Here is a 12,401-nt window from a genome sequence, read left to right on the forward strand (position 1 = left end):
ACAACGTTCTACAACCTGATGGTACCATTCGTTCCAGGAACAGTCAACCCCTACTTTTAAAAAATTGACAAAAATCCATAAAAATCATCTTTTCTGGGGTTAATGCCAGGTTTTTGGGAATACGAGAGAGAGACGATGATGTACAGGAGGCTACCGCATTGAATCAAAACCGCCCCACCTTTTATTTGACGACGCCCATCTATTACCCCAGCGGAAAACCGCACATCGGCCACGCCTATTCGACGGTCATGGCCGATACGATCGCCCGTTACAAGCGCCTGCGGGGATTTGACGTACGCTTCCTCACCGGGCTTGATGAACACGGTCAAAAGATAGAGCGTTCCGCTAAAGCCAAAGAGATGGAACCGATTCAGTACTTAAACCAACTGGCCGATACTTTTTTAGCCGTCTGGAAGCAGTATCAAATTGAATATGACGACTTTATTCGCACGACCGAAGAACGCCATAAAAAAGCTGTCCAGACCATCTTCCAAAAGATCTGGGACAACGGAGACATCTATAAATCGGAATATGAAGGCTGGTACTGCACGCCTTGTGAAGCCTTCTGGGTGGAACGGCAGCTCAAAGAAGTGGATAACCAACGGCTCTGTCCGGACTGCGACCGTCCCGTCGAACTGGTGAAGGAAGAGAGCTATTTCTTCCGTATGTCCAAATACCAGGACCGACTGCTCAAGCACATCGAGGAAAACCCCGATTTTATCCAGCCGACGAGCCGGCGCAATGAGATGATCAGCTTCATCAAACAGGGGTTGGAAGATCTTTGTGTCTCCCGGACGACCTTCAAGTGGGGGATCCCCGTACCGATCAACGAAAACCATGTCATCTACGTCTGGTTTGACGCCTTGTCCAACTACATCACCGCCTTAGGCTATGGCAGTGATGACCAGGAATTGTACCAACGGTACTGGCCGGCCGATGTTCATCTCGTCGGCAAAGATATCGTCCGTTTTCACACGGTCATCTGGCCCATCATCCTCATGGCCTTAGGGGAACCCTTGCCTAAACAAGTCTATGGTCACGGCTGGTTCATGCTCGATTCCGGAAAGATGTCCAAATCGAAGGGGAATGTGGTCGATCCGGTAGAGTTGGCGAACAAATACGGTGTCGATGCCATGCGGTACTACTTCGCCCGGGAAATGACCGCCGGCCAAGATGCCTACTACTCGGAGGAATCGCTCATCGGCCGGATCAATACGGATCTGGCCAACGATATCGGAAACCTGCTCCACCGCTCCTTATCGATGGTGGAACGCTTCTCCGGCGGTGTCGTGAAGAAAGCTTCTCCCGAGGCAGAAGGTCCGCTGGAAAAAGAGATCCAAGCGCTGGCGGAAAAAGTCGTCCATGAGTACAGCACTCTGATGGATAAATATGACCTGTCCGGCGCCCATGGGGCCATCTTCAAGCTCGTCGGACGCATGAACAAATATGTCGACGAACGGGCACCTTGGGCATTGAACAAAAAGCCAGAGGCCCGGGCTGAACTGGAAGCTGTCCTCTATCATATGGTGGAAAGCCTTCGCTTGGCCGCGATCTTGCTCAAGCCGGTCATGCCCAATATCCCGCAAAAGATCTTTGCCCAGTTGGGGATAGTCGACCGGGAAGATTTGCAAGGCTGGGAAGGGACCCTTTGGGGACAATTCCCTGACGGTGTCACCGTGCAAAAAGGGGAACCCCTGTTCCCGCGGATCGATCCGGCGACCTTGCAGGGAGACGCCGAGGCCGAGTCAAGCAGCCCAAAAGTCGCCAAAACAGAGAAAAAAGGAAAGGCAGCGGAGCAAAAAATGACCGATACGAAAGCAAACGATACAGTAACGACAACTGTCGTCCCAGAAGGCGCAGCGCAATCAGCCATAGAGGCCACTCAACCACCAACGACGGAAGCTGTCGCGGAAAATCTTCCAGTTATGGACCCTCTGTTACCGGAGATCACCATCGATGACTTTGCGAAAGTGGACCTGCGGGTGATCGAGGTGGTAGAAGCAGAAAGAGTCCCCAAGACAGAGAAACTGATGCAGTTAAAAGTCAAACTAGGCGATGAAACACGGACGGTCGTCTCTGGGATCGCCCAATACTATACGCCGGAAGAACTCGTCGGGAAAAAGCTCGTCCTCGTGGCCAACTTAAAGCCGGCTAAACTGCGGGGAATCACCTCACAAGGCATGATCCTGGCGGCCTCCAACAATGGAGTGCTGGAAGCGTTGACCGTCACGAAAGACATTCCTGCCGGCAGTCGGGTGAAATAGATGCGCCTCTTCGACACCCATGCCCACATGGACGACAAATCCTTTCGAGACGACCGGGAAGAGGTCTTCGCGCAAGCCCGGGAGGCTGGTGTGGAATTGATCGTCAATGTCGGCTACGATATCCCTTCATCAGAACGATCGATCGCCTTAGCGGACCAATACCCCTTCATCTATGCGGCAGTGGGCATCCATCCTCACGATGCCGAAGGTGTAACTACGGAAACTTATGAACAACTCCGCGCGATGGCGGCCCAACGAAAGGTGGTCGCCATCGGTGAGATTGGGCTTGATTATTATCGAGATTTGTCGCCTCGGCCTGTTCAGCAGGAAGTCTTTGTCCGGCAGTTACATCTCGCCCGGGAACTTGGCAAACCGGTGATTATCCATGATCGGGATGCCCACGGGGACGTCATGGATACGCTGCGCTGCGAGGCTCAAGGGCTCGAGGGAGTATTACATTGCTTTTCCGGCAGTTGGGAGATGGCCAAGTTCTGCCTCGATCTTGGTTTTTACATTTCCTTAGCCGGCCCAGTCACCTATACCAATGCCCGGCAGCTTTTGGACATCGCAAAAAAAGTCCCCGCCGATCGGCTGCTCGTCGAGACCGATTCCCCCTACCTATCGCCGCACCCCCTTCGCGGTAAACGCAACCACTCAGGGAATGTAGCTTTGGTTGCCCAAAAGGTGGCACAACTGCGGGAGGAAGATCCCGAAGAACTGGCCGAACAGATGCTGCGCAACGGATGCCGGCTCTTTCGAATTCCAGAACCGAATTAAATTCCATAATTAGGAACCAGCAAAAAGAACCCCTTCGGGTTCTTTTTTTTATTGGCTCCTAATAGATTGGACCATGCCCGTTCTTGTCCCCGTAATGGGGATTTATGGGGAAAAGAAGGGGAGGGTTCTAATTGGATAGATCTAGCACAGTGGTGACAGAATCGAAAGGGAAGGCTCGCCTCAAGTCTCCTTGGATTGTGGGAACAGCTGCTTTCTTCGCACTTGTCGGCATGCTTTCAACTGTGATGATGAGTGATGCCTTTCGTTGGAAGACCCTTTCCATCGATTCGGAAGGGCAGACGCGGATTGTCCGTTCCCGCGCGAAGACCGTAAAAGATGTGCTCACCAGCGAAGGGATTCCATATGAGATTGGCGATCGATTGACTCCGATGGAAGAAGAGCCAGTCACCGACGGTATGGTTATCCATATGGAGAAGTCTCGATGGCACGAATTGGCCCTGGACGGACGAAAGATGAACTTTAAGCTTACCGGCAGTCTCTCGAAAGAGAAACTTCAAGAAATGGGCATATCTTTCGGTAAAGAGGACCGCCTTGAGGCGGTGGCGGAAGATGGTGTATCACGATGGCGAATCGTCCGTGTAGAAAAGCAGAGCCGGAATCGGACAGAGCCCATCCCCTTTGAACGCCAAGAATTGACCGACGGGACGATGCCCAAAGGGCAAAGCCGTGTCGTCGTTCAAGGAGAAGAGGGCCTGAAGGAAATCACCGAAGTGGTCACTCTTGAAAACGGGGTCGAAGTAGGGGCCGAGAGGCTGAAGGAAGAGGTACAAAAGCCAGCCCGGAATGAGGTGGTCATCCGCGGCGAGGGATCGGACAGAGGCGGAAGTAGATTGGCCATGGCATCACGGGGGCGCTCCACTCGCCTTGGGCAATCTGGAGGAATTGACGATGGTCTTCCCCAGGGATCCAAGATCGCCGCTTCCTTCACGGTGAGTGCCACCGCCTATACGCACACGGGCAGCCGCACCGCCACAGGCCGTTGGCCGTCGGTAGGTGTGGTTGCAGTGGACCCAAGGGTGATCCCCTTAGGGACCAAACTGTTTGTAGAAAATTACGGTATGGCGACAGCGGCTGACACTGGCGGAGCCATTAAAGGGAATAAAATCGATGTTTTTTTCGACACGGAAGCGGAATGTATTCGTTGGGGAAGACAACCGGTAACCGTACATATCGTCGAGGAATAGTAAGAATAGCTTAAAACTTTCGGCACAAGCACAGTTAAATGGGAAAAAGAGGAAACCACGTCGAAGGATCAGTGGCTCTTTTTCCCATTTTTCAACATTCTTAGCTTTGACAAGCCCCCGTTCCTTAAGTAAAATGAGTACAACCTAAAATTGGTTAGACTTGGTCGAAAGGGGGCCCCGTCATGCCGGATGACACCACCACTAACCCGACCGAGCCGCTATCATTTCTCCAAAGACTGCAAACAGTGGCCAAAGATCTCACTCAGTTTCGCTCTCAGCCGCCGGGGCGGCAATGGAAGTTGGCTTTAGGCCTTCTTGTCGGTCTGCTCTTTGTCACCTGGGGTTTATACGATTGGTTGCAAAAAGACATCACATTGGACATTGATGGACAAAAGGTCGTCGTGGGTACCTTCTCCCACAGCGTCGCCGAAGTGTTGCAAGAAAAGGAAATCACCTTGGCTGAGAAAGACAAGGTCGAACCGAGTCCAGAGACAGCGCTGACAGACGGACTTACCGTACATATCATTCGAGCCTTTCCTGTATCGCTGGTCGTAGATGGCCAGCGCAAAGAAATTGTCACAACACCTGTCTTCGTCAAAGATCTGGTTGAACAAACATCGATAAAATTGCAGCCCAAGGACCGGGTTGAACCGTCTCTGGAAACATTGGTGGACAAGCCTGGGCAGGTTCGCATCGTTCGTGTACAGGAAAAAGAAATCGTTGAAAACGAACCCATTCCGTTTCGGACAGAATCGAAACCGGACGACAGCTTGGAAAAAGGCCTTCAAAAGATCGTTTCTCGAGGCAAGAACGGCATCGTTCGCCAGGCGACCAAGGTGATCTTTGAAGACGGTCAAGAAGTTAAGCGGGAGCTGATTTCGCAGGAAATCGTTCAACCGCCCGTCAATCAAGTGGTGGCTATGGGTACGATTGATCAGGTGTCTCGGGGCGGTCTGCGCTTCCGCATCAAAGAGGCACTGTACATGACAGCGACTGCCTACACCCATACGGGCAGAAACACAGCCTCTGGCGCATACCCGGAAGTGGGCATGGTCGCCGTGGATCCCTCCACTATCCCCATGGGTTCTAAGCTCTACGTGGAAGGATACGGATTTGCCCGCGCCGCTGACCGGGGATCGTCCATCGTCGGCGACCACATCGATGTGTTCGTCGAAACAGAGCAAGATGCGAGACGATGGGGTAAAAAGAACACGAAGGTCTATGTACTGGACGAATAAGAAATTCAATGGTGAACCATTGAGCCCGCCCTATTTGGGGCGGGTTTGGTTTCTTTCCGGCGGGAAAACTATCTCGATGATGAGGTGAACAAGTCTGGAAAAAGAAAGAATCGCCGAAGTGATCGTTGTGGAAGGCCGGGACGATTTGGTCGCTGTAAAACGTGCTGTCGATGCCGAAGTGATCATTACCCAAGGCCTCGGTCTCAGCCCTAAGACGCTGCAGGTCATCAAAGAAGCCCAACAGCGATGCGGTGTCATCGTGTTTACCGATCCGGACGGGCCGGGAGAGCGAATCCGCCGGTGGGTCACCGAAGCGGTACCTGGTGTCAAACATGCCTTTTTGCCGGCAGCAGTGGCGAAAAAAGAAGGGAAAGTCGGCATCGAGCATGCCCGTCCGCAAGATATCCGGGTTGCCTTGAACCAGGTCCGTTCGCCGGCTACCAAGCGGGAGACTTTTAACCGCGACGACCTGCGCATCTGGAAAGTCGACGGTGTGCCCGGCGCCGGTCAACGGCGAGAAGCTCTCGGGGAAAGACTGGGCATCGGCCGGGTCAATGCCAAACAGTTCCTACAGCGAATCAATCACTTCGGATTAGGACGGGGCGAAATCGAAGCAGCCCTAAAAGAAATAGGTGAGGGTCCATGTCCAAAGAACTGCGACAACGCATAGCCCAATACGGTATCCGGGCCAAGAAAGGTCTCGGACAAAACTTTCTTTCTGACAGTGAATATGTATACCGCATCGTCGACGCGGCGGAACTTTCCTCGGGCGATGTGGTTGTAGAAATCGGTCCGGGACCGGCAACATTGACACCCCATCTGGCGGAAGCGGTAGGTCCAGAAGGCAAGGTGCTGGCCATCGAGGTCGACGAAAGCCTGCGTCCCCTGTTGATGGATCTTTGCCGAGAGTACCCACAGGTAGAGATCCTATGGCAGGATGCACTGAAAGTCGACTATGATGCGGTGACGGCGCCCTATCGAGGAGACAAGCCATTTACCCTGGTAGCTAATTTGCCCTATTACATCACGACGCCGATCATGATGGGATTGCTGGAGGGTCGCTTCAACTTATCCCACATGGTCATCATGGTGCAAAAAGAAGTGGCCGATCGGATGCTCGCCCGAGCCGGAACGAAAGACTACGGCGCCTTGTCGGTGGCGGTGCAATATCATTGTGAAGTTAAGCTCGTCACCAAAGTCCCTCCAGGGGCTTTTATTCCCCCGCCCAAGGTGAGCTCCGCCGTCGTCCGATTGAACCGTCGTCGTCAACCACCTGTCCATGTCTTTGATGAAAAGGCTTTCTTTCGAGTCGTCCGGGCCGCCTTTAACCAGCGCCGCAAAACACTGCTGAACGCCTTGGGCGGGCTCGGCCTGGAGATGACTAAAACGGAAATGTCGGAACGGCTTGCACAGGCTGGTATAGATCCGGGAAGGCGTGGAGAGACACTCAACCTGGACGAATTTGCTCGGGTGACTGACGCGCTGTACCGGTAGAGACAGGGCCTGACGGCAGGATTTTTCGAAGTCGAAGTCAAATCTATATGTTACGGCTTACACAAGTAGCCGGATGCCTCGTCGCTGGAACTGTTCTAGGGGATCCCTTGGAGCAGTCAATTGGCAAGGTATTCCGGCTTCAATTTTTATCTCGTCAGAAGGGGGATATGAGCCTATGAATTACTTCCCCAGCGTATGTCCCTTAGACTGCCCCGACACCTGTGGATTGCTTTTAGGCGTCGAAGAGGGACAAGTCCGCTCTTGTCAAGGAGACCCAAACCACCCCTTCACGAGAGGCTTTATCTGCGGCAAGATGAAAAAGTATCCCGAATACCTGAACTCATCGCAGCGGCTGAAGGTCCCCCTTCGCCGGACCGGCCCGAAAGGAACGGGCGCTTTTGAACCGGTTTCCTGGGACGAAGCGATCGAGATCATTCAGAAGCGATGGCAAGGGATCATCGATGAATATGGTGCGGAAGCGATCCTTCCTTATTCCTATGCAGGGACGATGGGTCTCGTCCAGCGGAATAGCGGTCACGCCTTTTTTCATCGACTTGGTGCCAGCCGGCTGAAGCGGACCATCTGTTCCACGACAGCCGACCTCGGCTGGACGATGACGTTGGGCAGCACCATGGGGAGCGACGTAGAAAGCATCATCCATTCCGACCTGATCATCATTTGGGGGATGAATGTGGCATCCACACACGTTCATTTTCTGCCTTTCCTTAAGGAAGCCAAGGCCTGCGGCGCCCGGGTCATCCAGGTCGATTGTTATCAAAACCGCACTTCGCCGTATGCCGATGAGGTCATCCTGATTCCACCGGGGACAGATACGGCCTTAGCCCTCGGGATGATGCATGTCCTAATTCGGGAGGACTTGCTGGATCACGCCTTTATTCAGGAACAGACCAGCGGTTTTTCAGCCCTCGCCGAGAAGGTGCTTCGAGAATATGAGCCGGAGCGAGTCGCCCAGATCACAGGGCTGCCCGTCTCAATCCTCGAAAAGCTGGCCCGAGCTTATGGTTCGGCTCGGGCGCCCTATATCCGTATAGGCAACGGACCTTGCCGTCAGTGGGATGGTGCGATGATCTACCGAACGTTGGCCTGCCTGCCGGGACTGGTCGGAGCCTTTACGAAAAAAGGCGGCGGGATTCACTGTTCATCCAATACGGGCCAAGCGCTGCCGACTGGCGTCGTTACCCGCGAAGATCTGTTAGCGTCGCCCGTTCGGGAGATCAACATGATCCAGTTGGGCAAGGCCTTAACGGAACCGGACGGAGGCCCTGTGAAGTCGCTCTTCGTCTATCATGCCAACCCTGCGGCGGTGGCTCCCGAATCAGATCTGGTCCTCAAAGGACTGGCTCGGCCTGACCTCTTTGTCGTCGTCCATGAACAGGTGATGACCGATACGGCTCGTTATGCCGATCTTGTACTGCCGGCGTCCGCTTTTCCAGAACATGCCGATCTGTACCGATCCTATGGTCACTTTTACATTCAAAAGACGCAACCTGTCGTCGACGCACCCGGTGAAGCGAAGAGCAACCTGGAGGTCTTTGGGCTACTCGCTCGCGCTTTCGGGTTCGAAGACGAACATTTTGCGAAGAATGCCGAAGAGTTGATCGAGGAACTGCTCTCACAAAATACGCCCCTGCTGGAAGGAATCGACCGGGCCGATCTCGAGGCTGGGAAGGCAGTCCGGCTGAACGTGGGCGATAATCCGCCGCTGCGATTCGGCCGGTTCCAAACGGCCTCAGGCAAATTGCTCTTTGAAAACCCCGATTTAGCCGCTAAGAGCTATCCCACCATACCTGAGTACCGGCCTAGGGAGAAAAGTGAGCCCGAGAAGGACTATCCCCTGCGACTGCTGGCCAACCCGGGCCATCACCTCTTGAACAGCACCTTTGGCGGAAGAGAAGATACGGAGCGATTAGAAGGTGCCCAGCGGATCCTAATCAGTAAGCAGGACGCCTCGGTGAGGAAGATTGAACAGGGGCAACAGGTCAACGTATTCAACCACCTCGGAGAAGCTTGCTTTGCCGCCCATGTGACAAAACAGGTACCAAAGGGAGTGGTTGTCGTCGAGGGGGTTCGGTGGCATTCACGGGTGCCCGGCGGCAAGAACGTAAACCACCTTACCACCAGCCGGGGGACCTTGTTGGCCGAGGGATCCTCTTTTAATGACAACTATGTAGAAGTCGAGGGAAAAAACGAAAAATCTTAAAAAAGGGGATTGCCAAAAAGAATTGATGCCGCTACAATAAAACCAAGACAGAGACGTCTGATTGAACTAATCAGCCGTCTCTTTTTTTTATTCATCACCATGTCAAAACGGATTTTGTAGGGGGAGAGCGAAGTAGATGAAAAAAATTGAAGCGATCATTCGTCCAACCAAGTTGGATGAAGTCAAAGAAGCCTTGAACAAAGTGGGTGTTCGCGGAATGACGGTCACTCAAGTGGCCGGTTGCGGACTGCAAAAAGGGAAGAAAGGATTCTACCGCGGCTCTGAATATGCCATCGACCTGCTGCCTAAAGTGAAAATTGAAGTGGTCGTGTCCGATGCCGTTGTCGCCGAACTGGTAGATGTCATTTCCCAACAGGTGCGTACCGGTGAAATCGGTGATGGTAAAATCTTTGTCTACCCCGTCGAAGATGTGATTCGCATTCGTACCGGTGAAACCGGCGACGTCGCTCTATAAGAGGTTAAAGTCCATGTCGTGTATACCTAGGGGAGCATAGAGGCTCCCGAGGGAAGAGGTAAAACTTCCTTCGGGAGCCTTGTGTATTTTTTGAGAGTAAATGACGGAATGTTGAGGAGGAACGGCGATGAAAAGATTTGCCTTACTTGCAGCCTTATTGCTGCTCTTTACCTGCCTATTTGGGTTGCCCGCCTTTGCCGATGAACCGGTGAAAGCGGATGCGAAAGCTGCTGTTACGGAAACGAAATCCGATGCAAAAGCTACAGATGCAAAAGCCACTGACACGGCTGCCAAAGAAACAGCCCCAGAAGCCGCAGCCGCTACGGAAGCGGCTGCCACAGACGCGGCTGCCGAAACTGCCGCTCCGGAACCTCCGAAAGTCGATACCGGTGATACCGCCTTTATCATCTTGTCCGCAGCTCTAGTTATGTTAATGACTCCTGGCTTGGCTTTATTCTACGGTGGTATGGTTCGTAAGAAAAACGTGCTCAGCACCATCATGCATAGCTTCATCGCTATCGGCCTGGTCTCTGTGCTTTGGGTTCTCTACGGTTACTCCTTGGCTTTTGGCCCTGACATCAATGGTTTGATCGGTTCTCTTTCCTGGGCAGGGTTCAACTCGGTCGGTGCCGACCCTAACCCCGACTATGCGGCCACTCTTCCTCATAACGTGTTCGCTATGTTTCAATTAATGTTTGCAGTTATTACGGTTGCTCTGATCAGCGGAGCCTTCGCGGAACGGATGAAATTCTCGGCTTTTCTCCTCTTCTCTGCATTGTGGGTATCGTTGATTTATTTCCCGCTAGCTCACTGGGTATGGGGTGTGGGCGGCTGGTTGCGTACACTGGGTGCGCTTGACTTCGCCGGCGGTACGGTCGTTCACATCAGCTCTGGTGTCTCCGGTCTTGTCCTCGCCATCATGCTCGGTAAACGTCGTGGGCTCGGAACGACTCCGATGCCGCCGCATCAACTTCCTATGACCGTTCTTGGTGCAGGTCTCCTCTGGTTCGGTTGGTTTGGATTCAACGCCGGCAGCGCCTTAGGTGCTAACGGTCTGGCCGGTAGCGCTTTTGTCACCACCAACACGGCTGCGGCTGCAGCGGCGATGGCCTGGATCTTCGCCGAATGGATCCGCCAAGGAAAACCGACGGTCCTCGGTGCCGCCTCCGGTGCTGTTGCCGGTCTGGTCGTGATTACCCCGGCTGCTGGATTTGTGACTCCCATGTCTTCCATCATCATGGGTGTTCTCGCAGGTATCATCTGTTACATCGCTGTCGTATTGAAACCCCGCTTGGGTTATGACGACGCTCTGGACGCATTTGGCATCCATGGTGTAGGCGGAACCTTCGGTGCTATCGCCACCGGTATCTTTGCGACCACTACGGTCAACTCAGCTGGAGCTGACGGCCTGCTCTACGGCGGCGACCTGCTCACCAAGCAATTGATTGCCACCGGTGCGACCTACGCCTTTGCCGCTGTCGGTACCTTCATCATCTATCAAATTGTCAACGCCATCTTCAAAGCCCGTGTGAGTGCGGAAGACGAAGAAACCGGTCTGGACATTTCGCAACACGGTGAAGAAGGGTATCCGGACTTCGTCGTCCACGGTGGAATCTCCAGCTTCAGCTTTGTAGAAAGCCCTACAGCTGCAAAATCACCAGCCAAAGAAATGGTGCACGGTCACTAAAGGAAATTAAAGCAATAAAACAAGCCCAAGAAGTCCAAGGCAGGGTTAAACTCCTCGCCTTGGACTTTTTACGCACCCCCCTCCCCTTGCTCTCATACTCATAATAGCGAGGTGAAGTATATTGAGCGCTACGTATAGGGGAGATGCTGCGGATGGAGGACTTGCGCATCGGGACCATCGTCACCCGCAACTCATACGGCAATGATATTTTTTTTCGAATCATGGAGATATGGCCGGGGGATGAGGAACCCGAGGTTCGGTTGCAAGGACTGGATATGCGGCTGGAGGCAGATGCGCCGGTGAGCGACCTGGAGATACCGCCCCTGTTGGAGGTATTTCGCTATAAGCAGCGGGTCGTGGTGCAGAACTATAAACGGATTGGCCGCTTGGTCGACCGACGACAAAAGAGGACACTGCCGCTGGCCGATGATCCTGCCGGGGATCAGCAGCGTAAACTAGCCTGTCAACGACCTGGTTCAGTATTGCATATTGATGGCAATGAAGAGTATCTGGAAATTTGTATGGATACCTATCGCCAGTTAAACATCAAAGCCCAGGGGTTTCATCATTCTGAAAAAGAGTTTCCGAACGTGGTTTGCCGGTACCTGGAGAAGTATTCTGCCGATATCCTGGTGATCACAGGACATGACAGCCTGCTTAAGAGCGGTGGAAAACCGGAGCTGATCGAGTCTTACCGCAACTCACGCTATTTTGTGCAAGCCGTTGAGGCGGCACGGAAGCTGATTCCTAGTCCTGATGAACTGGTCATTTTCGCCGGGGCCTGTCAATCCAACTTTGAAGCGATCCTGTCGGCAGGGGCCAACTATGCCTCTTCACCGGAACGGGTCATGATTCACGCCTTAGATCCGGTCTTGATCGTTGAAAAGCTGGCCTATACTCCCGTTCATGAGTATGTGGAACTGGAAGAAGCGATCGCCAATACGATCACTGGACCCGAAGGGATTGGAGGCATCAAGACACGCGGTTGTTTTCGCTGGGGAGATGCGAACCAGGTATATTAAAAGGGTTTCTTCAAGTTC

General features: G+C 53.3%; 10 protein-coding genes. All 10 read left to right on the plus strand.

All coding sequences use genetic code 11. The features are described from left to right. Positions 1-119 precede the first annotated feature (119 nt). Positions 120-2,264 (plus strand): methionine--tRNA ligase, encoded by a 2,145-nt coding sequence (gene metG / locus GJ688_RS05485; RefSeq protein ID WP_328597324.1) that lies wholly within the window; start codon positions 120-122, stop codon positions 2,262-2,264. Beyond that, positions 2,265-3,041 carry a TatD family hydrolase gene (locus tag GJ688_RS05490; RefSeq protein ID WP_155475543.1) on the plus strand — a complete coding sequence of 259 codons (777 nt, stop codon included), beginning with the start codon at positions 2,265-2,267 and terminating at the stop codon, positions 3,039-3,041. Positions 3,042-3,172: 131 nt separating this feature from the next. After that, entirely contained in the window at positions 3,173-4,246 is a 1,074-nt protein-coding gene (locus tag GJ688_RS05495) for a 3D domain-containing protein (protein WP_155475544.1), read from the plus strand. A 182-nt stretch (positions 4,247-4,428) separates the two neighbouring features. Next, a complete protein-coding gene (locus GJ688_RS05500) occupies positions 4,429-5,484 on the plus strand; it encodes a 3D domain-containing protein (protein WP_155475545.1) in 1,056 nt (351 codons plus the stop codon). Between the two features lie 118 nt (positions 5,485-5,602). Then, positions 5,603-6,154 (plus strand): ribonuclease M5, encoded by a 552-nt coding sequence (rnmV, locus tag GJ688_RS05505; RefSeq protein ID WP_328597320.1) that lies wholly within the window; start codon positions 5,603-5,605, stop codon positions 6,152-6,154. Then, positions 6,127-6,978: a 16S rRNA (adenine(1518)-N(6)/adenine(1519)-N(6))-dimethyltransferase RsmA gene (rsmA, locus tag GJ688_RS05510; protein WP_155475547.1), complete on the plus strand. Its 852-nt coding sequence runs from the start codon at positions 6,127-6,129 to the stop codon at positions 6,976-6,978. Before rnmV ends, rsmA begins: the two co-directional genes overlap by 28 nt. Positions 6,979-7,153: 175 nt before the next feature. Continuing rightward, a complete protein-coding gene (locus GJ688_RS05515) occupies positions 7,154-9,199 on the plus strand; it encodes a molybdopterin-dependent oxidoreductase (RefSeq protein ID WP_155475548.1) in 2,046 nt (681 codons plus the stop codon). A gap of 136 nt (positions 9,200-9,335) precedes the next feature. Further along, complete coding sequence (locus tag GJ688_RS05520; RefSeq protein WP_155475549.1) at positions 9,336-9,674, plus strand: P-II family nitrogen regulator; 339 nt, start codon at positions 9,336-9,338, stop codon at positions 9,672-9,674. A 127-nt stretch (positions 9,675-9,801) separates the two neighbouring features. After that, positions 9,802-11,361 (plus strand): ammonium transporter, encoded by a 1,560-nt coding sequence (locus GJ688_RS05525; RefSeq protein WP_155475550.1) that lies wholly within the window; start codon positions 9,802-9,804, stop codon positions 11,359-11,361. A gap of 152 nt (positions 11,362-11,513) precedes the next feature. Continuing rightward, the gene (yabG, locus tag GJ688_RS05530; RefSeq protein ID WP_155475551.1) at positions 11,514-12,383 is read left to right on the plus strand and encodes a sporulation peptidase YabG; all 870 of its coding nucleotides are present in this window, start codon (positions 11,514-11,516) and stop codon (positions 12,381-12,383) included. Positions 12,384-12,401 lie beyond the last annotated feature (18 nt).

It is taken from the genome of Heliobacterium mobile, assembly GCF_009720735.1.
GTDB classification, from domain to species: domain Bacteria; phylum Bacillota; class Desulfitobacteriia; order Heliobacteriales; family Heliobacteriaceae; genus Heliobacterium; species Heliobacterium mobile.

Coding starts and splice junctions, on each gene's coding strand:
- GJ688_RS05525 (WP_155475550.1), top strand. CDS start 9,802: ATGAAAAGATTTGCCTTACTTGCAGCCTTATTGCTGCTCTTTACCTGC.
- GJ688_RS05520 (WP_155475549.1), top strand. CDS start 9,336: ATGAAAAAAATTGAAGCGATCATTCGTCCAACCAAGTTGGATGAAGTC.
- GJ688_RS05515 (WP_155475548.1), top strand. CDS start 7,154: ATGAATTACTTCCCCAGCGTATGTCCCTTAGACTGCCCCGACACCTGT.
- GJ688_RS05490 (WP_155475543.1), top strand. CDS start 2,265: ATGCGCCTCTTCGACACCCATGCCCACATGGACGACAAATCCTTTCGA.
- yabG (WP_155475551.1), top strand. CDS start 11,514: ATGGAGGACTTGCGCATCGGGACCATCGTCACCCGCAACTCATACGGC.
- rsmA (WP_155475547.1), top strand. CDS start 6,127: ATGTCCAAAGAACTGCGACAACGCATAGCCCAATACGGTATCCGGGCC.
- GJ688_RS05500 (WP_155475545.1), top strand. CDS start 4,429: ATGCCGGATGACACCACCACTAACCCGACCGAGCCGCTATCATTTCTC.